Origin of the sequence: Planococcus sp. ANT_H30 (assembly GCF_008369335.1) — a bacterium.
In the GTDB taxonomy this organism is placed as follows: Bacteria; Bacillota; Bacilli; order Bacillales_A; family Planococcaceae; genus Planococcus; species Planococcus kocurii.
Genome location: NZ_VOBJ01000001.1, coordinates 143,909 through 165,416 on the forward strand (window position 1 = coordinate 143,909; position 21,508 = coordinate 165,416).

Here is a 21,508-nt window from a genome sequence, read left to right on the forward strand (position 1 = left end):
AAAAGTTGCCCAACTGGCGACTTTTAGAAGAAAAGAAAAAACCGTTGGAGCCATAGAGCCCCAACGGTTTTCAACTTAATACATTTTCAAGTATTGCTCACGTTCCCAAGGATGTACACTTGTGCGGAACATGTCCCATTCAATTTCTTTCGCTTCAACGAAATTATTTAAAATGTGTTCGCCTAATGCTTTTGTCATAATTTCATTTTTTTGTAGCTCTTGTAGTGCGTTATACAAAGTGCTTGGCAGATCTTCAATACCGACTGCTTCACGCTCTTTTTGGTTCATCATGTAAATGTTGCGGTCTACTGCTTTTGGTGGCGTTAGTTTTCTTCTGATGCCATCAAGACCTGCACCTAATAGTACCGCCATTGCTAGGTACGGGTTTGCTGCTGGATCAACTGAACGTACTTCAACACGTGTAGACAAACCGCGTGATGATGGGATACGTACTAACGGGCTACGGTTTTGGCCAGACCAAGCGATATAACAAGGTGCTTCGTAACCTGGAACTAGACGTTTGTACGAGTTTACAAGTGGATTTGTTATAGCTGTATAGCCTTTAGCGTGCTCAATAATACCTGCGATAAACTGGTAAGCTGTTTCACTTAGTTTCAAGTCGCCCGCTTCATCAAGGAATGTGTTGCGGTCTCCGTCAAATAATGAAACGTTCATGTGCATTCCTGAACCACTTACACCGTACAATGGCTTCGGCATAAAGGTTGCATGCAATCCGTGTTTACGCGCAATTGTTTTAACAACTAACTTAAAGGTTTGAATGTCGTCACAGGCTTTTATTGCATCTGCGTATTTAAAGTCAATTTCATGTTGTCCTGGTGCTACTTCGTGGTGAGAAGCTTCAATTTCAAAGCCCATCTCTTCAAGTTCTAGAACGATATCGCGTCGGCAGTTTTCGCCAAGGTCCATCGGTGCTAAGTCAAAATAGCCGCCGTGGTCATTTAGTTCTAGTGACGGTTCGCCTCGTTCATCAAGTTTGAACAAGAAAAATTCCGGCTCTGGTCCTAGGTTAAAATGCGTAAATCCTAGCTCTTCCATTTCTTTTAATACGCGTTTTAAATTGGTGCGCGGATCTCCAGCAAATGGCGTACCGTCTGGGCTATAAATGTCACAGATTAAGCGCGCTACTTTCCCTTTGCCTGTAATCCATGGGAACACTGCCCAAGTATCAAGGTCTGGGAATAAATACATATCCGATTCTTCGATGCGTACAAATCCATCGATAGAAGATCCATCAAACATCATTTTGTTATCGAGTGCTTTGTCCAATTGGGATGTCGGTATTTCAACGTTTTTGATGACTCCAAGAATATCTGTAAATTGCAGACGAATAAAATTAACGTTCTCTTCTTTTACTAATCGGTGAATGTCTTCTTTTGAATACTTGCCCATGTTCTCTTCACTCTCCTATGAATGTTTTATGTAAGCCCATTTCTTTAATGGAAGAAACGGGATAAATCACCTTGTCTAAAGCCACCAAGTTCGAAGGGTCGAGCTTGATGTTTCAATTGTTCACGCAGCAAATTTCGCAACTCCGCGTCACTTAGATTTTTTGACTCTACCTGATTGTTTTCAGGCGAGTTTTTTAACTCGTATAATTTCTTAATGCCGGCGATATTAAGTCCTTGATCCAAGTAGTCCTTGATTTCAAGTAAAGCATCGACGTCGTTTAACGAAAACATACGCTTATTCCCATCGGTACGGGCAGGGCTAATTAACTTGTGCTCTTCGTAATAACGGATTTGTCTCGCAGTAAGTTCCGTCAGCTGCATAACTATACTGATTGGAAGAAGCGGCATCGTCCGTCGAACCCGGTTCGTCATAAGTTTCACTCATTTCAAGTAGTTATTACTTTTACAGCATATATCATGTTAGATTATTTGTCAAACATACGTTAAGTTTCCTTACATTAAAATTCCCCGCATGCAATATGCGAGGAATCGATTAGATTAAGTTAGCTTTTTTCAATACGTCAACCGAGTTTAAAACGGCAATTTTAACGTGTTCATAGGTAAGTCCACCTTGTACAAACGCCGTGTACGGTGGCCGAATGGGACCATCAGCTGTCAGTTCAATGCTGGAACCTTGCACAAACGTTCCTGCTGCCATAATGACATCGTCTTCATAACCTGGCATATAAGCCGGTTCCGGTTTGAATTGCGCATTGACTGGCGAACTCGCTTGAATCGTTTGGCAAAAAGCAATCATCTGCTCAGCCGTTTGAAACGATACCGATTGAATCAAGTCTGTCCGCTTGTCACTCCAATGAGGCGCGGTAATCATTCCTGCGTCTTCTAAAAGTGCTGAAGTGAAAATTGCCCCTTTTAATGCTTGAGAAACAATATGTGGCGCCATGAAAAACCCTTGATACATATCGGGTAGTGCATTGAGTGACGCGCCTGCCTCTCCCCCTATACCCGGCGATGTCATGCGGTAACCACATTTTTCAACCAGATCGGCTCTACCGGCGATGTAGCCACCAATTTTAGCGAGTCCACCTCCAGGATTTTTAATCAGAGAGCCCGCAATCAAATCCGCGCCTACTTCAATCGGCTCACGCGTTTCCACAAACTCGCCATAGCAATTATCAACAAAAACAATGGCTTGTGGCTTTATGCGACGAATACCCGCAATCATGTCTTCGATTTCTTCTATCGTAAAGGAAGGTCGTGTGTCATAGCCTCGCGAACGTTGAATGGCGATGACTTTGGTCTTGTCATTTATTGCTTTTTCAGCTGCTAGCCAATCAATTTTATTGTTAGCGTCCAGATCAGTATGCTGGTAACTAATACCGAAGTCTTTTAGCGATCCCGTATCCTTGTCACCGCCTGAGACAATAGAATCTAATGTATCGTAAGGCTTACCTGTTAGATAAAGCAGTTCGTCTCCTGGTCGCAATATACCGAATAACGAAATGGTAATGGCATGGGTTCCAGAAATAATTTGCGGCCGAACGAGAGCCGCTTCCGCTCCAAAAACATCCGCATAGACTCGCTCAAGTGTATCTCGTCCTTCATCGTCGTACCCGTAACCGGTAGATGGATTAAAATGATGGTCACTAACGCGCTGGTTATGAAAAGCCGTCAATACTTTCTTTTGGTTTATGTAAGCTGTTTCGTCAGCCAGTTCGAGCTGTCTCTTGATAATTTTTTCTATTTTAGTAATTGTAGTAAACATGTAATTCTCCATTCTCTTGAATTTCTCTTTTCTATTATGCGGCATGACTTGAAATAGCGTCAAATTCTGCTACAATTCATAGAGTTGCATGTTGAGGAGGAATAGCTCTATGGCTTGGGAAGTACTGAGCGCCTTCGGTACGATTGCTTTTGCAATATCCGGCGCAATTATTGCCATGGAAGAAGAATACGATATTTTTGGTGTCTATCTTCTCGGCGTTGTCACAGCCTTTGGTGGCGGTGCCATTCGAAATTTATTGATCGGCGTGCCTGTTTCGGCGCTATGGGAACAAGAATTCATGTTCCAACTGGCCTTTGCATCGATCACGATTGTCTTTTTGTTTCCGCATAAACTGCTTGGCCACTGGAATCGCTGGGGCAATTTTTTTGATGCTATCGGATTGTCAGCGTTTGCTGTTCAAGGAGCCATTTATGCTGTTGAACTAGAATTGCCACTATTTGCAGTTGTTGTAGCAGCCGTACTTACAGGTTCTGGCGGAGGAATCATTCGTGATTTACTAGCAGGAAGAAAACCACTTGTGTTAAAATCTGAAATCTATGCGGTTTGGGCTGCATTGTGCGGATTGTTCATCAGCTTTAATTCAGCATCTTCTGACCTTATGCTTTATTCGTTATTTGTGCTGATCACAATCCTGCGAATTTTGTCCTATACTTTTAAATGGAGATTACCCGCTCGTAAAATTCAAATCTCGTAGAGGGATGTACAAATGCTGGATCATTAAAATCAAGATAGTGGAGCTTGACTGTAAAATGAAGAGCTGAAACTCCATACTTTTCAAATACAAACAAACCACACAGCAAAAACGCTGTGTGGTTTGTTTGTATTTGTTATGCGATTGTCTCGCCGTTCCAGGCAGTCATGCCGCCTTCAACGTTGATGGTCTTCATATTTTTTGATTCCAAACCTTCAATAATATTTTTTGTCCATCTCCCAACATCAATAATTAAAAGCTGAGCAACTTTGATTAATCATAATTAAAAAGGCGGAGAAAGCTAGAAAAAGGACGAAAAAAGAAGCATTGGCTTAAGATGCTTCCAATTGATGCTATTTAAGTTCTTTTCTCTTTAAGTACATTCGAACAAATTCTATATCTTCTTTAGTCAGATTTTCAATTTCTTCGATAGACTGAATTATACCTAGGATTTGTTTATCGTGGTTCACTTCATTTTTATTACTGAAAAAGCTTGTAATTGCAGAAGTTAATGTACCAATAATTCCGATACCAACTAACATCAATACAACGGCTAATACTCGTCCAATTGGTGTCTCCGGAGAGATATCTCCATATCCGACAGTCGTAGTAGTTACAACAGCCCACCAGAGTGCATCACCAAAAGTATTTATTGAAGGTTCAAGTAACACAATTGGAATAGGGATTAAGAATAAAAGAACCATCGAAATAATCAATACTTTGTCCAAGCCATTCGTCCTCAACAATTTATAAACAGGAGTTAGATATCGTGAACCTATTCCGATTAAACGAATCACACGGAACAAACGTACAATACGCGCTGCTCTAAAAATAGAATCGAAAGGAACAATTGCAACCAGTTCAAAGGGATGTTGTTTAATATAAGTCCATTTGTTTTCTGATCTTATTAATCGAATAGTATAGTCGAGTACAAAAACGAACCAAATACCCCAATCTAATTTCATAAAATTTTCATTTTCCGAAAAAGCGAAGAACAAAGATATCAATACCAATACAAACATAAAAATTTCAAATATGATTACACTTTTCTTCATTAATTTACTCCTCACATTCAAAAATCAATTATTTTGGTAAAGAACAACTTTAGAAAACAAAGTATCACTCCTTGGGTCGTTTTAGTAAATTCGGTACAACTTATAAGTTTGGGTTTTTATAGAGGTTTCACCTATTAAAAAACACCTAATTTCGTAGGTTCAATAACCTGTCGAATTTAGGTGTTACTCATTGTTTTAAAACCCATCTAAATAGGTGCTAAGAGGTAGTCTGTTAAGATGGTTAATTCGATTTTTGCGATTTAAAACTGAACAGATTAGCAAAAACGCTGTGTGGTTTGTTTGTATTTGTTATGCGATTGTCTCGCCGTTCCAGGCAGTCATGCCACCTTCAACGTTGATGGTCTTCATATTTTTTGATTCCAAAATGTCACAAGCCATTTCACTCCGACGACCCGCACGACAAACCAGATGATAGTCTTTGGTTGCATCTAGCTCTCCGCTACGCTCTTCCACTTCACCGAGCGGAATGTGTTTAGCCCCTGGAATCATTCCAAAAGCCACCTCGTCTGCTTCACGAACGTCGATGATGTGTAACTCTTCTCCAGCTTCAACTCGTTTTTGCAATTCATCTGCTGTAATAGTCTTCATAAAGACACCTCCCGAAATTTAAATCGAATTCACTTCAAAATGCTATACCTCAACAACATAACTGTCAACCCGAAAAGCGTAGGTGCCCGTTTAGCTCTGACAGGCATAAGACAGAACAGCAGTGTGCGTCTTTTGCCACACAGTTGGGCTGGCTTATGACCCGAAGAGCTGGGCACCGGAGCTAGACAACCCGAAAAGCGTAGGCAGCCTTGTAGATTCGACGGGCTTAAGACACACTGGTGAAGCGGCGTCTTTTGCCGCACAGCCAGAGTGGATTAAGACCCTAGAATCTGGCTGCTGGAGCTAGACAACCCGAAAAGCGTAGGTGCTCGTTTAGCTCTGTCAGACATAAATCAAAAAACCGGCCCGCACCTACAGTCTGACTTTTTTACTCTTCGTGTTCAATCGCTACAGCTTTTGACGGAGAAAACGTCGAAATTGCATGTTTGTAAATTAACTGTTGTTTGCCATCTGTTTCGACCAGCACCGTAAAATTATCATAAGATTTAATGGTCCCTTTTAATTGGAAGCCATTAAGTAAGAAGACCGTTACATAAATATTATTTTTACGCAGTTGATTTAAATAGACATCCTGAATATTAACTGGTTTCATGTAAATCCCCCTATTTCTCTGTTTGTGTTTGATTGGCCATCAGTTTATCAATTCGACAGTTTCTGTCAGTTTCCTGCATAACCACTGTTATTTCATGGAGATTTTTTTCGAGATCAGCCAGTGCATCGATCCAGAAAATCGGTAGTTTGTTTTTAAAATAAGTAAATTGCCTTTTTGCGTATTTGCGTGAGTTTTGCTTGAGTTTTTCGATTGCTCGTTCAAAACTTTCTTGTTCATCCAAATAAGCGTAAATTTCTCTATAGCCAATGGCTTGAATAGACTGAACGTCGCGTATGCCGCGTTGCCGTAAGGCTTGCACTTCTTCGATCAAGCCGCGTTGCAACATCGTCTCCACTCGTTGATTAATACGTTCATACAGGATGTCTCTTGGCATGTCTAATCCAATGATGACTTCATTGTACATCGGCGACAACGCCAAATTCCGGTCTCCTTTTTGCTGACCACTCATCAAAATTTCAACCGCCCGTATGACACGCCGCGTGTTGTTCGGGTGAATGTCTGACTGCGGATCCAACTTTAACAATTTGGCATACAGTTGTTCAGGACCCGTTTGTTCTAGTTCCTTGTTTAACTCATCTCGTAGTTGTTGGTCGACAGGCTGTTCTGAAAATCGGTAATCAAAGAGTACGGCCTGCACATACATCCCTGTTCCCCCGACAATAATCGGCAGCTTTCCACGCGAGCGAATTTCAGCAATTTTCTCCCGCACTAAGAATTGGTATTCTGCAACTGAAAAACTCTCGTCCGGCTCTTTAATATCCAGCAAGTGATGAGGAATTCCTGCCATTTCTTCAGGTAAAATTTTCGCTGTCCCAATCGTCATATCTCGGTAAATCTGCATCGAGTCCCCGTTGATAATTTCTCCGTGTAACCGCTTAGCTAATTCAAGGCTCAGCGCAGTTTTCCCAGATGCCGTAGGTCCAACAATGGCCACCACATCAATCATTTCCGCACATCCAATCTCCAATTAACTCAAAATAATCTTTTCGATTAAGTTCGTTGAGCAATTCATGCCGACCTTGTTCTGCTAGGTAAACTTTAACGTTAGTCATCCCTGCTTTGTTGAATTGTTTGGCTGAACTGAAAACACCCTCACCGTTATTTCCGACAGGGTCCATCGCACCGCTAATAAACAAAACCGGCAAGTCTTTTCGAATTTTGGCGATTTCTTCAGACTTATTCAATGTTGCAAGCCCGGAAAATAAATCAATGTAAAACTGATTAGTTGATTCAAAACCACACCAAGGATCTGCTTCGTATTTCGCAACAGCCTCTTTATCTCGACTCAACCAAGCGTAAGACGAACCTTCTTCTGCGAAAGGTTTATTAAAATTGCCAAAAGTCAATTTCCCAAGCGCTTTGCTAGGTTCTTGCTTTCCTTGTAATTTTGCCGATGCGACCGCTACAGCCATTCCGACTTTACCGGAAATGCCAGGATTTCCACCAGTACCGGATAATACGATACGACTGATTTCTTCACTGTGCAATTGCATGTAACGACGAGCCACAAAGGACCCCATACTATGACCGAATAGCAGCAATGGCAGATTTCCCGTTGCCTGCTGGATTTCAGCAATGACGGTATGCGCATCTTCCACTACTCGTTCAAAGCCGCTATCATCTGCAAAGTAACCTTGAATCCCGTTCTGTTCTGCCGTTTTCCCGTGTCCACGTTGATCATGTGCAGATACCACAAAGCCGCGAGACATTAAGTATTCCGCGAACTCTTCGTAGCGACCGATATGTTCAGCCATCCCGTGGATAATATGGATATGGCCAATCGGATTTGGTGGTTCGTAACGCGCATAAAAAAGTTCATGTCCATCAGAAGCATTCATGTAATTTTTGGTTACCTGCATCGTTTACACCCTTCCTCACTACACGTATTCTCTATTCATACCCGAAACGCTGGCAAATTAGACGCCAACTTTTAATTCATTACACGTTTGAACATTTTCTCCACATCGTATGTCCTGAAATGGATAATGACAGGACGACCGTGCGGACAAGTAAAGGGTTGTTCTGCTTGTTTCAAATCTACCAGTAACCGTTCCATATCGTGTTTCTGCAAAAAATGATTTGCTTTAATCGAGCGTTTGCAACTCATCATAATGGCTGCATCTTCCCGCAATTTCTTAATATCTACTTTTCGCTCGTTCAAAATCTGTTCGATCAAATCTTCAATAACTTCCTGTTCAAATCCTTTCGGAAACCAAGTGGGGTATTCCCGAACAATAAACGATGTATCGCCAAACACTTCTAAAAATACGCCACTATCAGCCAAAACAGCTAAATGGTCTTTTAACCTCAACGCTTCATCTCGACTGTAATGGAATGTTAACGGCAACAGTAAAGTTTGTCGTTCATTGCTGTCAATATCCCCTACTTTTTCACGAAAGTATTCGTATTTGATGCGTTCTTGTGCTGCATGCTGATCAATCAAATAAAAACCATCATGGCTTTGCGCCACAATATAAGTGCCATGAATTTGGCCCACTACTTCCAATTCGGGAAATTGAGGGCTTTCTTGTTGTTCCTCGTGTTCTGCTAATGGTGGCAATTCTTCAATAAATGGCGTTCCACCTTGAAGTGGCTCTTCTTGTCGTTGAACAACTTCCGTTTCGTGTTCAACGGGTAGCTCTGACCATTCTTGTGCGGGTAACTGTTTTGTTTCTTGAACTGTAAACGAACTTTTCCAGAGATCTAATTGTTTAGTCGGCGCTTGTTTGACGGGTTTTGGTTGATCGATAATCGGTGCACGCACAACTGAACTAATCGTGCGTCGAATCGTTTCATGGATCAATTCCATCAATTCTTTTTCTTTACTCAAACGAATTTGTTGTTTTGATGGGTGGACATTGACATCTGTCAAATAAGGATCCCCTTCAATATTTAATACGACAATTGGCTGCCGCTCAAGCGGCAAGAACGTATGATACGCCTTATGAACCGTGTTGGCAATCGCATAATGCTTGACCCAGCGTCCGTTTACAAACAATGAAATATAGTTTTTATTGGCACGGGTGATTTCAGGAAGTGACGCATAGCCCGATACTTTATAGTCATGTGACTGTCCCTCGAACGGAATCATTTTCTTAGCAATCGCAACACCGTAAATGTCGGCTAATACGCGCTTGATTTCTCCACTGCCTGAGGTTTGCAGAATCACTCTGCCGTCATGCATCAGCTTAAAAGCAACACCTGGATAGCTCAGCGCAAAACGGTTCAACAAATCGATGGTATGACCCAATTCTGTCTGCAATGTTTTCATGTATTTTAGCCGTGCAGGTGTATTAAAAAACAATTGATCGATTTTCATATCCGTTCCTTTTCTAAGAGACCCCGCGCGTTGCTCGGTTAAACGTCCGCCTTCCATTTGCACAAAAGTTCCACTCGCACCATTTGATGTATGCAAAGTTACTTTCGAAACTGAAGCGATACTCGCTAGTGCCTCACCTCGAAACCCAAGTGTCCGAATCCGGAATAAATCATGCTCATTGGCAATTTTACTTGTGGCGTGTCTGGAAAATGACAACAATGCATCATCAGCATCCATACCTGCACCGTTATCAATAATTTGAATAGAGGTTAGCCCTGCTTCGATGAGTAACACTTCGATGGCTGTGCTTCCAGCATCGATGGCATTTTCCACTAATTCCTTAACGACCGAAGTCGGCCGTTCGACGACTTCACCCGCGGATATTTTATTGGATAGAGGTTCGTCCATCAATCGAATGATGCCCATTTTCTCACTCCTTAGCCGTTAACTTTTGTTGCAAATCGTTAAGCATCTGCAAAGCTTGAAGAGGTGTCATTGCGGATACTTGAACGTCCTTAATGGTCTGTAAAATTTCGTCTTTTTCTGTATCTGCATCATCAAAAAATGATAATTGCTCGATTGTTGTAGGCTGCTTCTTTTTATCTTCTTCAAAGGTTTTGAGCAATTCACGTGCACGGGCAAGAATGGGTTCTGGTAGATTCGCCAGTTCAGCAACATGAATCCCGTAACTCTTGTCTGCTGGCCCTTTTTTCACTTTATGAAGAAACACGACTTTACCCGATTGCTCCATTGCCGCGACATGGACATTATGAAGCTTGTCCAGCGAATTTTCCAATGCCGTCAACTCGTGGTAATGCGTAGAGAAAAGTGTATTGGCACCAATTTCTCTATGAATGTATTCAATCATCGACTGCGCTAATGCCATGCCATCGTATGTTGATGTACCGCGACCGATTTCATCAAACAGCAATAAGCTGTTTTTTGTCGCATGTGTAATCGCATATTGCGACTCGAGCATTTCGACCATAAAAGTACTTTGGCCTGACACTAAGTCATCGGCTGCTCCAATACGCGTAAAAATTTGATCAACAATTGGCAAATTTGCAGATTCAGCAGGAACGTAACTGCCAATTTGCGCAAGCACAATCGTTAGCGCTACTTGTCGCATATACGTACTTTTCCCCGACATGTTGGGCCCTGTAATCAACAACATATTTTTATCTTCCGCAAGGACACAATCATTCGGTACATAATGTTGCTTATTGAGCATTTTTTCCACAACCGGGTGACGCCCTTCTATAATCGATATTTCTGTCGATTCATTAAATTCAGGTTTGACGAAACGGTATTTTTCTGCCACATTAGCAAAACTCAAAAAGACATCCAGTCCACTGAGAGAAGAAGCAAGTCGTTGAATACGTGAAATGTATTGTTTGACTTCCTCTCGAATCGCCACAAACAACTCATATTCAAGTGACAAACTTTCTTCTTCAGCCGTTAAGATTAACGCTTCTTTTTCTTTCAGTTCAGGAGTCGTATAACGTTCTGCGTTAGCGAGCGTTTGTTTGCGATCGTAGCGTTCTAAATCAGCTAAATGCATATTGGCTTTAGAAATTTCAATATAATAGCCGAAAATGCGGTTATAGCCAATTTTTAACGATTTAATGCCCGTTAATTTGCGTTCTCTTTGTTCAAGCGCGGCAATCCAATCTTTGCCGTTACGCGAAGCATCTCGGTATTCATCAAGCTGTTGATGAAAGCCGTCGCGTATAACGCCGCCTTCTTTTGAAGACAATGGGGGACTTTCGCTAATCGCTTGCAATAGTTCACAAACTTCTATGCAGCGGTCTAGTTTGCCACTAAAGTCCTGCAACGCTAAATTGCCGGAATTCGCTAATTCTTCAATGAGCACAGGAACTTTCTCAAGGGAACTTCTAAGCTGTGCTAAATCACGTCCACTGGCGCTACCAAAGGCAATTCGACCGGATAGGCGTTCCAGGTCATAAACTTCTTTTAATAGCCCCTGAAGCTCTACACGCACGAAATACTGGTCAATCAATGCCGCTACCATTTGCTGACGCTCTTCAATCATTCTTTTGTTTGCTAGTGGCTGATGCAACCACTGCTTTAGCTTTCGGCTCCCCATCGCCGTCATGGTTTCATCTAGGAGCCAAAGCAAGGTCCCTTTTGTTTCGCTGCCCCGAATCGATTGCAATAATTCCAAATTCCGCTTTGAATGAAAATCGATACTTAGTAATTGATTATTTTCTTTATAGGAAAACGCTTGGATGTGATCAAGTGATTGTTTTTGCGTGCGAGAAATATATGTCAGTAACCGATGACTGCTCATCCGCAAATCTTCCGGACAGTCAGCGACTTGTTCTGGTGATAGCGGATAGGCATTTTCCATCGTCTCAATGGATAATACCAGTCCTTGTTCTTCTTCAGTCAGCAAAACGAATAATTGCTCTGAAACGACCAGCTCGCGAATATTCAAAGATTGCAATTCCTGCAACAAAGCTTTTTCCGTCCCCATTATGTACGTAGCTGTTGCTTCACCTGTGCTGATATCGACATAGGACAAACCAAATCCATCAGCAAGTTCGTCAGCTGCAGCTAAAAAGACGTTCGATTTAGAGTCAACGCTTTTTCCTTCTGTATGAGTACCCGGTGTAATTAACCGGACAACTTCACGCTTCACAACACCTTTTGTTAGTTTTGGATCTTCTACTTGTTCACAGATGGCCACTTTATGACCTTTTAAAATCAATTGGTCGATATAGTTTTTTGCTGCATGATGAGGAACCCCGCACATCGGAATTCGGTCATCCCCAGTTCCACCACGGCTAGTTAAGGTAATTTCTAGTATTTGCGACGCTTTAATCGCGTCATCGTAGAACAACTCATAAAAATCGCCCAAACGGAAAAATAAAAAAGCATCCAAGTATTCAGATTTCACTTGAAAATATTGTTGCATCATCGGTGTCGGTGCCATATTAAAACCTCTTTCAAATCGATTGTCGTTTTTCTATTATACCAAAAATACAGCTGGAAAAGAAAAAACTGAAAGAGCTTTGGCTCTTTCAGTTTACTTCTGTTTACCTACGTTTTAATTCGGGCTTGCATTTAGCTCTATCGGTCGGAATGTTTTATGCCGTCGGGACTAAACGGTCGTTTATGCTTTTCTTTGTCCAGCTCCAGTGCCCAGTCCCTCGGGGTCTTAAGACAGCCCGGTCAAGTGGCACAAACACGCCACATGCCCTGTCTGTCTTAAGCCTGTCGGGACTAAACGGGCACTTATGCTTTTCTTTGTCCAGCTCAAGCGACCAGTCCCTCGGGTCATAAGCCACTCTGACTACGTGGCAAAGTACGCCACTTCTTCAGAGCGTCTTATGCCGTCGGGACTAAACGGTCGTTTATGCTTTTCTTGTTACCCGCAGCTTCCTGGTTTGTCGTTGCGGACTTTTGATCCGGTTTCGCCGCGCAGCAAGTCGCCGCCTGTTTCAGTAATGATGTTATTTGTTACTTGGTTGGCAATGGCGGTTGAAACCATCTGCAATAAAGAATTGACGTCGCTCTGTGATTGTTTGAATTCTTGAACAATCGGCACAGCGTCGATTTCTTCTTCAATTTTCGTGATTTTTCCTTCGATCAATGTCAACGCGCGCTCTTTACCATACGCCTGGAAATTGACTGCTTGTTTCTGCAAACTTTTCAGGCTGGCAATTTTTTCACGAATTTGCTGGTTTTCATTAATTTGTGCTTCTGCACGTTTAAAGAAATCCACTTCTTCTGTTGCCGCAATCATATCTGCTACTTCGCGCGCTTTTGCGACGATTTCTTGTTTTGTATACGTCATTTTAAGACACCCATTTCCTGGTCTGACACGACTTCTATACTGTCATCGCTCAACGACCATGTTTTAGTTTCAGTCAGTCACTTTATTTTTTAGGCACAAAACCTACCTCGACGTCTAAATACATCGAACCGGATTTTTCCCTTTTGCGAGCAGTTTAATCGATTTAAAGAATTTGCAACAGATTTCATAACGAAACTTGTTTTAAACGCTACCTCATTATACTGAAAACCAGGCACGCACTTCAAGGTGTCTGCTTGAATTGTCGGAGTTTCGTCAAGAAGTTGAAGGTTTAGCCTTGGAATGGATAATCTTCATTGATATATATGCGTTCAAAACTAATCGCTTTCCCTGTTTGGTCGTCAACTTCAGTGAAAAAGCCACTGACTACTGAACGTCCACGCTTTGGTACTTCGAAACGTGTTGGCATATTGGTCTTGAAACGATAAAGTACAGCTTCTTTATTCATTCCCAAAATTTCATCATACGGTCCTGTCATCCCCACATCTGAGATATAGGCAGTACCGTTTGGCAAAATGCGTGCATCGGCAGTTTGAACATGGGTATGCGTCCCAACAACAACTGAAGCGCGGCCATCTAAATGCCAACCCATCGCGATTTTTTCACTTGTTGCTTCAGCGTGAAAATCTACAAATACGAGCGGTGAAATGGCTTTAGCTTCAGCCATTAGCTCATCCACTTTTTGAAATGGATCTTCATGCGGCGGCAAGAACACACGACCATGCAAATTGATGACCGATAAAGTTTGGCCATTTTTTGTAACAGTCGCCATGCCACGTCCCGGTGCTTCGTCTGAGAAGTTAGCTGGACGGATCAAGTAATCGACTTCATCAATAAAATCAAAAATTTCTTTTTGATCCCATGTATGATTGCCCATGGTTACCATATCTACTCCCATAAACAAAAGATCCTGGTAAATAGCCTTGGTAATGCCGCGTCCAGCTGCTGCGTTCTCGCCATTCGCAATGATAACGTCTGGTGAATACTTTCTTTTCAGTCTCGGTAAATACGATTCAAGTGCATCTCTTCCAATGGATCCAACAATATCTCCAATAAATAAAATTTTCACAAACTCACCTTTTTCCATAAGAAAAAGGCTTCTTTGAATAGACATTCATCGAAGCCTCACCCTTATTATTTTGCGTATTCAACTGCTCTTGTTTCTCTAATAACCGTTACTTTGATGTGACCTGGATAGTCTAACTCTTCTTCAATCCGTTTCCGAATGTCACGAGCAAGACGATGTGCCGTCATGTCATCAATTTGTTCCGGACGAACCATGATGCGAATTTCACGTCCTGCTTGAATCGCGAATGATTTCTCCACGCCTTCATACGACTCGGAAATTTCTTCAAGTTTTTCTAGGCGACGAATGTAGTTTTCCAATGTTTCACTTCTTGCACCTGGACGAGCGGCAGACAATGCATCTGCTGCTGCGACGATGACCGAAATGATGGAAGTCGCTTCTGTGTCACCGTGATGGGAAGCAATACTGTTAATCACTACAGGATGCTCTTTGTACTTCGTTCCAAGTTCTACACCGATTTCAACGTGGCTACCTTCTACTTCATGATCGATGGCTTTACCAATGTCATGTAGAAGTCCAGCACGACGAGCGAGGGTAACATCTTCTCCAAGTTCAGCTGCCATTAAGCCTGACAAGAATGCTACTTCCACAGAGTGCTTCAGCACATTTTGTCCATAACTTGTACGGTAGCGAAGGCGTCCAAGAATTTTGATCAAGTCAGGATGCAAGTTGTGCACGCCTACGTCAAATGTCGTTTGTTCACCAATTTCACGAATTTGCTCATCCACTTCACGTCTTGACTTCTCAACCATTTCTTCGATACGCGCCGGATGGATACGGCCATCTGATACCAGTTTTTCTAGAGCCAATCGCGCCGTTTCACGGCGAATTGGATCAAATCCTGATAGAATAACCGCTTCTGGTGTATCATCGATGATTAAATCGATTCCCGTAAGAGTTTCAAGCGTACGGATGTTACGTCCTTCACGCCCAATGATACGCCCTTTCATCTCGTCGTTTGGCAAGTTCACTACTGAGACAGTCGTTTCTGCTACATGGTCTGCTGCAAAACGCTGCATCGCCAAGGACAAAATATTTTTTGCTTTTTTGTCTGATTCTTCTTTGGCGCGAGCTTCGGCTTCTTTCATCATTACCGCAATATCTGTTGAAAGTTCTTTTTCAACATCCTGTAAGATGATCGACTTGGCTTCTTCGCGTGTCAAAGAGGAAATACGTTCCATTTCAACTTGCTGCTGATGAACTAACTCTTCAGCTTTGCTCTCCATCTGTTCAATATGCTGTTGTTTTTCTACGAGTGCTTCATCTTTACGCTCTAGACTCGCTTCTCTTTTGTTTAATGCATCATCTTTGCGATCTAAATTTTCTTCTCTCTGCAACAACCGATTTTCTTGTTTTTGAAGTTCAGATCGGCGTTCCCGAATATCAGATTCTGTTTCAGTACGCAATTTGTGATTTTCGTCTTTTGCTTCCAAAAGGGCTTCTTTTTTCTGCGCTTCGGCTTCTCTCTTTGCATCTTCGATGATCTGCTCTGCAGAGTTTCTCGCACCTGCCATTTTGGACTCATTTGATTTTTTCATTACAAAATAACCAACAACTACACCGACGATGATACCAAGCAAAGCGAAGATGATCGCGTTATCCATTCGGACACCTCCTCTTGCTATTAATTTTTTTCGTTTTAAAGAATAATAATGAAACTTTTCTTATCACTGCAACAATTTAAAAATTAGTAAATTATACAATTTTAATTGTATAGCTGGACTTATGTCGTGTCAACCCAGGAAAAGCGGAAGCGGTCGTTCAGCTCTGACAGGCAAGTGATGGCTCAAAGGTAGTTTGGGCCATCACTTTGCGACAAAGCACAAGAGGCTGCAGGAGCAGTTTAGGTTTAAGCTGCCCAACTTTTGTATGACCTTAAGCAGCTTACGAACCGAAGAGTTGGTCGATGGAGCTACACAATAGAAAAGCCGCCAAGCATAGCTTGCGGCTTTTTCTTTCTTATTCTACTTGCCTGATGAGTCGTCTTCATCCATCAACAAGTTAAAATCTTCTGCTGTATCTTTGTTTCCAGCAATTGTATAAGTTGCTGCTTCCATTCCAGAAGATTCACGAATTTTATTAGAAATTTCATTGCGAATTTCTGGATTTTTAAGCAAGAATTGCTTAACATTTTCACGACCTTGACCGATTCTTTCTTCATTATAAGAATACCATGAACCGCTCTTTTGAATAATTTCCATGTCAGAACCGATATCGACAATTTCACCTTCTCGTGAAATTCCTTTTCCGTACATAATATCAACCTCAGCTGTACGGAACGGTGGAGCTACTTTGTTTTTTACTACTTTTATTTTTGTTCTGTTACCGATAATTTCAGTTCCCGATTTCAATGCTTCTGCACGACGGACTTCTAGACGGACAGATGAATAGAATTTCAACGCACGACCACCAGGAGTGGTTTCTGGGTTACCGAACATCACACCAATTTTTTCGCGAATTTGGTTAATGAAAATAACGATTGTATTTGATTTGTTGATGACACCAGACAATTTACGAAGAGCTTGAGACATTAAACGTGCCTGTAACCCCATATGAGAATCGCCCATTTCGCCTTCAATTTCAGCTTTTGGTACTAATGCTGCTACTGAATCGACAACGACGATATCAACTGCTCCACTTCGAACAAGTGCTTCGGCAATTTCAAGTGCTTGCTCGCCAGTATCCGGTTGAGAAAGCAATAATTCATCAATGTTAACACCTAAATTTTTTGCGTAAACAGGATCTAATGCATGCTCTGCATCAATAAACGCTGCTGTTCCGCCTGTCGCTTGAACTTCGGCAATAGCATGAAGAGAAACTGTTGTTTTACCTGAACTTTCCGGGCCGTATATTTCAATGACACGCCCACGTGGATATCCGCCTATTCCTAACGCTGTATCCAATGCCAAAGAACCACTTGAAACGGATGATATATTACGGTCGGTTTTTTCTCCTAATTTCATGACAGAACCTTTACCGAATTGCTTTTCTATTTGTTTTAACGCCATATCTAATGCTGCTTTACGATCGCTCAAAAGAAATCCTCCTCTAAATGAAAACCTATTTTCTATCTGTCTCTATTATACTAGCTTATTGAGAAATACACAAGAAAAAAGCGAACGTTTATTCGTGTTTGTTTTTCAGAATTTTATTTTTAAATGTCTTATATAGAGCATTTCCCATTTTTGACTAGAAAAAAACACGCAAAATTAAATTTTGCGTGCGTCTTCTTCAGTTAATATACGAATTACATAATGGAGTGCCAATTTAACAGCCCGCAAACGATTGGTATTGCGCATACCGGACAACTGAAGACGGTATGACTGAGAACCTTGTTTAGTGGCAATGCCTATCCATACAGTACCTGCTGGCTGATCCCCGTGTGCATCTGGTCCTGCTGCACCAGTCAGTGAAACGCTAATATCCGTTTTGAATTTTTCTCGTACAGCTTCTGCCATAGCCAATGCCGTTTGTTCACTAACGACTCCATATTCAGCAAGCAATTCAGCTGACAGTCCAAGCTGGTGAACTTTCATTTCTTCATTATAGGTAATAACGCCGCCGGATAGCACTGCACTCGCACCTGGTACTGAAGCCAATTCAGACTGGAAGAGCCCAGCAGTTAAACTTTCTGCTGCTGAAATTGTCTTCCCTTGTTCAGTTAGTAGCTCGATTGCTTTGGAAGCTAGCGAATCGTTATCGTAGCCATAAAGGTAATCGCCCACTACATCTAAAATTTCATCTCTAGCGCCATTGATCAATTGCCAAGCTTCTTCTGTCGTATTGGTCTTAACTGTAATGCGCAGCGTTACTTCTCCATCTGCTGCCAATGGTGCGATCGTTGGGTTTGTTTGCTTATCAAGAATAGAATGCAATCGATCTTCTAGTTCAGCTTCACCGATGCCGTAAAAACGCAATACATGCGATAAAATGACATCTGCTTTGTTCAATAAATGCGCGAGCTTTGGCTTTGCTTCGAATTGGAACATGGGCTCCATCTCTTTTGGTGGACCAGGCAATAAGATATAAACACGGTCTTCTTTTTTGTACATCATACCTGGTGCCATTCCATTATAATTGACGAGAACTTCACTATCTTTTAAAACCAATGCTTGTTTTTTATTGTTTTCGGTCATTGGACGCCCTGCACGTTCAAAAAAAGCAACGATTGAGTCGAGAGCTTCTCCATTCATTTCGAGCGTTGTGTCTAGGTGTTTAGCGATAGACTCTTTTGTCAAATCGTCTTTAGTTGGACCAAGCCCACCTGTGAATAAAATAAGGTCGGCGCGGTTTTCCGCTATAGTAATGGCATCTTCCAAACGAGCGGCATTGTCGCCGACTACCGTGTGGTAATACACATTAATACCGAGTTCTGCTAAATGATTGGATAGAAAACGAGCATTTGTATTGGTGATTTGACCTAATAACAATTCTGAACCGACAGCAATAATTTCTGCGTTCATCTATTCAATCCCCTTTGGATTCATTTATTTTGAAGTCATTAAGGCGCGGCGGTTGGCGTAAAAATAATCCCATCCAGACCAAACTGTGAAAATCAACGCGATATAAAGCATGATTTGACCGAATGGCAAGCCGACTAAAACAAAAATCGTATCATGTAGCAACAAAGCAGAAATTGCTAAAATTTGAGCTGTGGTTTTGATTTTTCCTAAACCGCCAGCTGCGACAACTTCACCTTCGCCTGCCAATACTAAACGTAATCCTGTAACGGCAAATTCACGGCTAATGATAACAATCACAATCCATGAAGCTGCAAATCCAAGTTCAACTAAAATAATCAAAGCAGCTGAAACTAACAGTTTATCAGCTAAAGGATCTAAAAATTTCCCGAAAGTTGTGACTAGGTTATATTTACGTGCATAAAAGCCATCCACCCAATCGGTTAACGATGCAAAGATAAAAATAAGTCCTCCGACAAAATGAGTAACGGGCATTTCAGCTCCAAAAAGTGTCATTGTGCCCCAATCAAAACCGGCCAACATAACCACCATGAAGACGGGAATCAATAAAATCCTCGAGATGGTAATTTGATTTGGTATGTTCATTAGTGTTTCTCCTCTCGAACTTTCGTAAAAAATAGCCACTCTAAAGATGGCTATTCGGCGCCTGTAAATTGAATAACGATATTTTGGGTTTGTAGTTGCTGCTTGTACTCAATCTCTTCGCCGTTCAACGTCAATGTAATATTCGAATAGTCACCTAAGCGTAACCGAACAACATCCACTTCCGACAAATCGATTGCTTCTGTTTCACCAGATTGCATCACTCGTGCTCTCGAACTTAATTCTTTCTGGTTTTGATCAGTGGCCGTAACCCAAGATGGTCCATCAGCCACTATTTCTAACTGAGGATTTGACGGGCCCTGCCATGAGTATGTGGTTGTATCTCCTTCAATTTCTCCACTAGAAAGAACCGCTTTCGACACTTCAGGCTCTTTTTCTTCTTTTTCTGCAGTCGCCTTTTCTGTTTCTTCCGGTACAGGAGCCACAGATTCTTCATAGGGAACACCGCCATCGCTCTCTGTCGGCATATTTGTTGAATCGCTATTTGTCGAAGCACTATAAAAATACCAGACGACGGCAAGAATCAAAACAATAAACAGCGCAACAAGAACTTTAGGAATAATTTCAGCATACGCTTCACTCGGAGCTGTCCGCGTAATTGCGCGCCTTCTAGAAGTAAAGGTATCAGGCATTTCTTTTGGAGCAACAGGTTCATTTGCAGACAGTTCCTCTTTATGCTGTTCAAGCAGTTCTTCTCCACTTAGCCCGACTGCTGCCGCGTACTGCTTGATAAAAGCACGCACATAAAACGTACCCGGCATCATGCTGTGATTCCCATCTTCTATGCCCGCCAAGTAACGCTTTTGTATCTTGGTCAAGTCCTGTAAATCTTCTAAACTAAACCCTTTGGCGATTCTGGCTTGTTTCAGCCGAGTACCCAAGTCACTCAAAACAATCACCTACCTACTTAAAAGTTGAATCCATCGCCAAACATATTTCCTTGTGATTTCTCATCCATGAACGTATTTTTTTCCAATACTTCATACGTAATTTTTTCTTCCGGATGGTGACGTAGTTCAATAATATAATCAAAATCATCAATGCTATATTCTGATTGCTCGACAAACTTATCCGGGTGCTCTACTACTTTAATCGTTGGCATACGCATCATTTCCCGAACCAATTGCATGTGACGTTCATCAGCTGAGCGGCGTGTAACAATACCGTCTAAGATGAAGATATTGTTGTCGTTATGCTCATCACCCATCAACTGATTTCGAACCGTTTGCTTGATCATGGTAGAAGATAAGAAAATCCATTTTTTATTGGCGCTAACGCTCGCAGCCACGATTGACTCCGTTTTCCCCACACGAGGCATGCCTCTGAGTCCAACTAATTTGTGACCTTCTTGCTTAAAAATTTCTGCCATAAAATCCACCAGCAACCCTAATTCGTCACGCACAAAGCGAAACGTTTTGCGATCGTCAGCATCTCGCTGAATATATCTGCCGTGTCGCACCGCCAATATATCGCGTAGCTTCGGTTCACGGAACTTTGTTACAGCAATCGTATCGATAGTTGATAAAATTTGTTCAAAGCGCTCTAACTGTACGTCATGTTCTGCACGTAACAGCATGCCGCGACGACCCTGATCTACACCATTTATCGTCACGATATTTACTCGCAACATTCCCAGTAGAGAAGCGATGTCGCCAAGCAGACCGGGACGGTTAACTTGGATTTCATATTCAAAATACCATTCTTTCATGCACTATCCGTCCTTTCTCCATATAGAACTTCCTAAAAGCTATACGCGTTAAATTGCTGCTCTCTAGCGAAAAGTATGCTGCAATAGATAGAGTGTTTGGCTACGTAGGTTGAACGAATGATTTTCACTTGTTGATGTTCCGCAAAACAGCTGTACTTTCGGGATCAGAGGATATGGGACATGCAACTGGCATGACAGAACATCGCGGTGCCAGTTGCCAAGGGCTCGCGCCATATCTTCTAGGCAACAACGAAAAAAATTACTACC

General features: G+C 41.9%; 19 protein-coding genes. 1 reads left to right on the plus strand and 18 read right to left on the minus strand.

Going from position 1 to position 21,508, the window contains the following annotated elements; genetic code table 11:
* Nucleotides 1-75: 75 nt before the first annotated feature.
* The 3 genes from glnA to FQ085_RS00800 all read right to left on the minus strand — a co-directional run bounded on the left by glnA (nucleotide 76) and on the right by FQ085_RS00800 (nucleotide 3,195).
* Nucleotides 76-1,410 carry a type I glutamate--ammonia ligase gene (gene glnA, locus FQ085_RS00790; protein WP_058384986.1) on the minus strand — a complete coding sequence of 445 codons (1,335 nt, stop codon included), beginning with the start codon at nucleotides 1,408-1,410 and terminating at the stop codon, nucleotides 76-78.
* A 44-nt stretch (nucleotides 1,411-1,454) separates the two neighbouring features.
* A complete protein-coding gene (locus FQ085_RS00795) occupies nucleotides 1,455-1,841 on the minus strand; it encodes a MerR family transcriptional regulator (protein WP_058384985.1) in 387 nt (128 codons plus the stop codon).
* Between the two features lie 121 nt (nucleotides 1,842-1,962).
* A complete protein-coding gene (locus FQ085_RS00800) occupies nucleotides 1,963-3,195 on the minus strand; it encodes a methionine gamma-lyase family protein (RefSeq protein WP_149455726.1) in 1,233 nt (410 codons plus the stop codon).
* A 109-nt stretch (nucleotides 3,196-3,304) separates the two neighbouring features.
* On the opposite strand from FQ085_RS00800, the gene FQ085_RS00805 reads away from it, so the two are divergent.
* Complete coding sequence (locus tag FQ085_RS00805; protein ID WP_058384983.1) at nucleotides 3,305-3,910, plus strand: trimeric intracellular cation channel family protein; 606 nt, start codon at nucleotides 3,305-3,307, stop codon at nucleotides 3,908-3,910.
* 350 nt (nucleotides 3,911-4,260) lie between these two features.
* On the opposite strand, the gene FQ085_RS00810 is transcribed toward FQ085_RS00805, so the two are convergent.
* The 15 genes from FQ085_RS00810 to FQ085_RS00880 form a co-directional block, all read right to left on the minus strand.
* The gene (locus FQ085_RS00810; RefSeq protein WP_058384982.1) at nucleotides 4,261-4,962 is read right to left on the minus strand and encodes a potassium channel family protein; all 702 of its coding nucleotides are present in this window, start codon (nucleotides 4,960-4,962) and stop codon (nucleotides 4,261-4,263) included.
* 309 nt (nucleotides 4,963-5,271) lie between these two features.
* A complete protein-coding gene (locus tag FQ085_RS00815; protein ID WP_058384981.1) occupies nucleotides 5,272-5,571 on the minus strand; it encodes a rhodanese-like domain-containing protein in 300 nt (99 codons plus the stop codon).
* Between the two features lie 388 nt (nucleotides 5,572-5,959).
* Complete coding sequence (hfq, locus tag FQ085_RS00820) at nucleotides 5,960-6,184, minus strand: RNA chaperone Hfq (protein WP_058384980.1); 225 nt, start codon at nucleotides 6,182-6,184, stop codon at nucleotides 5,960-5,962.
* A 10-nt stretch (nucleotides 6,185-6,194) separates the two neighbouring features.
* Nucleotides 6,195-7,151, minus strand: coding sequence for a tRNA (adenosine(37)-N6)-dimethylallyltransferase MiaA (miaA, locus tag FQ085_RS00825; protein WP_058384979.1), 957 nt, complete (start codon nucleotides 7,149-7,151; stop codon nucleotides 6,195-6,197).
* Entirely contained in the window at nucleotides 7,144-8,064 is a 921-nt protein-coding gene (locus FQ085_RS00830; protein ID WP_058384978.1) for an alpha/beta hydrolase, read from the minus strand. Before FQ085_RS00830 ends, miaA begins: the two co-directional genes overlap by 8 nt.
* Nucleotides 8,065-8,135: 71 nt before the next feature.
* Nucleotides 8,136-9,950, minus strand: a complete 1,815-nt coding sequence (gene mutL, locus FQ085_RS00835) for a DNA mismatch repair endonuclease MutL (protein WP_058384977.1) — start codon at nucleotides 9,948-9,950, stop codon at nucleotides 8,136-8,138.
* Between the two features lie 4 nt (nucleotides 9,951-9,954).
* Nucleotides 9,955-12,480, minus strand: a complete 2,526-nt coding sequence (gene mutS, locus FQ085_RS00840; protein ID WP_058384976.1) for a DNA mismatch repair protein MutS — start codon at nucleotides 12,478-12,480, stop codon at nucleotides 9,955-9,957.
* A gap of 435 nt (nucleotides 12,481-12,915) precedes the next feature.
* Nucleotides 12,916-13,344: a YlbF/YmcA family competence regulator gene (locus FQ085_RS00845; RefSeq protein ID WP_058384975.1), complete on the minus strand. Its 429-nt coding sequence runs from the start codon at nucleotides 13,342-13,344 to the stop codon at nucleotides 12,916-12,918.
* A gap of 289 nt (nucleotides 13,345-13,633) precedes the next feature.
* The gene (locus FQ085_RS00850) at nucleotides 13,634-14,431 is read right to left on the minus strand and encodes a TIGR00282 family metallophosphoesterase (RefSeq protein WP_058386876.1); all 798 of its coding nucleotides are present in this window, start codon (nucleotides 14,429-14,431) and stop codon (nucleotides 13,634-13,636) included.
* Nucleotides 14,432-14,496: 65 nt separating this feature from the next.
* On the minus strand, nucleotides 14,497-16,053 hold the full coding sequence (gene rny, locus FQ085_RS00855; protein ID WP_058384974.1) for a ribonuclease Y: 1,557 nt from the start codon (nucleotides 16,051-16,053) through the stop codon (nucleotides 14,497-14,499).
* A gap of 360 nt (nucleotides 16,054-16,413) precedes the next feature.
* Complete coding sequence (gene recA, locus FQ085_RS00860; RefSeq protein ID WP_058384973.1) at nucleotides 16,414-17,484, minus strand: recombinase RecA; 1,071 nt, start codon at nucleotides 17,482-17,484, stop codon at nucleotides 16,414-16,416.
* 174 nt (nucleotides 17,485-17,658) lie between these two features.
* On the minus strand, nucleotides 17,659-18,912 hold the full coding sequence (locus FQ085_RS00865; protein ID WP_149455727.1) for a competence/damage-inducible protein A: 1,254 nt from the start codon (nucleotides 18,910-18,912) through the stop codon (nucleotides 17,659-17,661).
* Between the two features lie 24 nt (nucleotides 18,913-18,936).
* Complete coding sequence (gene pgsA, locus FQ085_RS00870) at nucleotides 18,937-19,515, minus strand: CDP-diacylglycerol--glycerol-3-phosphate 3-phosphatidyltransferase (protein ID WP_058384971.1); 579 nt, start codon at nucleotides 19,513-19,515, stop codon at nucleotides 18,937-18,939.
* A 50-nt stretch (nucleotides 19,516-19,565) separates the two neighbouring features.
* The gene (locus FQ085_RS00875) at nucleotides 19,566-20,423 is read right to left on the minus strand and encodes a helix-turn-helix domain-containing protein (RefSeq protein WP_058384970.1); all 858 of its coding nucleotides are present in this window, start codon (nucleotides 20,421-20,423) and stop codon (nucleotides 19,566-19,568) included.
* Between the two features lie 17 nt (nucleotides 20,424-20,440).
* Nucleotides 20,441-21,241, minus strand: a complete 801-nt coding sequence (locus tag FQ085_RS00880) for a YmfK family protein (RefSeq protein WP_058384969.1) — start codon at nucleotides 21,239-21,241, stop codon at nucleotides 20,441-20,443.
* Between the last annotated feature and the right edge of the window lie 267 nt (nucleotides 21,242-21,508).

Excerpts from the sequence above, each read along its gene's own strand:
- FQ085_RS00845 (WP_058384975.1), bottom strand. The coding sequence starts at position 13,344 with ATGACGTATACAAAACAAGAAATCGTCGCAAAAGCGCGCGAAGTAGCA.
- FQ085_RS00810 (WP_058384982.1), bottom strand. The coding sequence starts at position 4,962 with ATGAAGAAAAGTGTAATCATATTTGAAATTTTTATGTTTGTATTGGTA.
- FQ085_RS00865 (WP_149455727.1), bottom strand. The coding sequence starts at position 18,912 with ATGAACGCAGAAATTATTGCTGTCGGTTCAGAATTGTTATTAGGTCAA.
- mutS (WP_058384976.1), bottom strand. The coding sequence starts at position 12,480 with ATGGCACCGACACCGATGATGCAACAATATTTTCAAGTGAAATCTGAA.
- mutL (WP_058384977.1), bottom strand. The coding sequence starts at position 9,950 with ATGGGCATCATTCGATTGATGGACGAACCTCTATCCAATAAAATATCC.
- FQ085_RS00880 (WP_058384969.1), bottom strand. The coding sequence starts at position 21,241 with ATGAAAGAATGGTATTTTGAATATGAAATCCAAGTTAACCGTCCCGGT.
- pgsA (WP_058384971.1), bottom strand. The coding sequence starts at position 19,515 with ATGAACATACCAAATCAAATTACCATCTCGAGGATTTTATTGATTCCC.
- hfq (WP_058384980.1), bottom strand. The coding sequence starts at position 6,184 with ATGAAACCAGTTAATATTCAGGATGTCTATTTAAATCAACTGCGTAAA.
- FQ085_RS00795 (WP_058384985.1), bottom strand. The coding sequence starts at position 1,841 with ATGACGAACCGGGTTCGACGGACGATGCCGCTTCTTCCAATCAGTATA.
- FQ085_RS00805 (WP_058384983.1), top strand. The coding sequence starts at position 3,305 with ATGGCTTGGGAAGTACTGAGCGCCTTCGGTACGATTGCTTTTGCAATA.
- rny (WP_058384974.1), bottom strand. The coding sequence starts at position 16,053 with ATGGATAACGCGATCATCTTCGCTTTGCTTGGTATCATCGTCGGTGTA.
- miaA (WP_058384979.1), bottom strand. The coding sequence starts at position 7,151 with ATGATTGATGTGGTGGCCATTGTTGGACCTACGGCATCTGGGAAAACT.
- FQ085_RS00815 (WP_058384981.1), bottom strand. The coding sequence starts at position 5,571 with ATGAAGACTATTACAGCAGATGAATTGCAAAAACGAGTTGAAGCTGGA.
- glnA (WP_058384986.1), bottom strand. The coding sequence starts at position 1,410 with ATGGGCAAGTATTCAAAAGAAGACATTCACCGATTAGTAAAAGAAGAG.
- FQ085_RS00830 (WP_058384978.1), bottom strand. The coding sequence starts at position 8,064 with ATGCAGGTAACCAAAAATTACATGAATGCTTCTGATGGACATGAACTT.
- FQ085_RS00800 (WP_149455726.1), bottom strand. The coding sequence starts at position 3,195 with ATGTTTACTACAATTACTAAAATAGAAAAAATTATCAAGAGACAGCTC.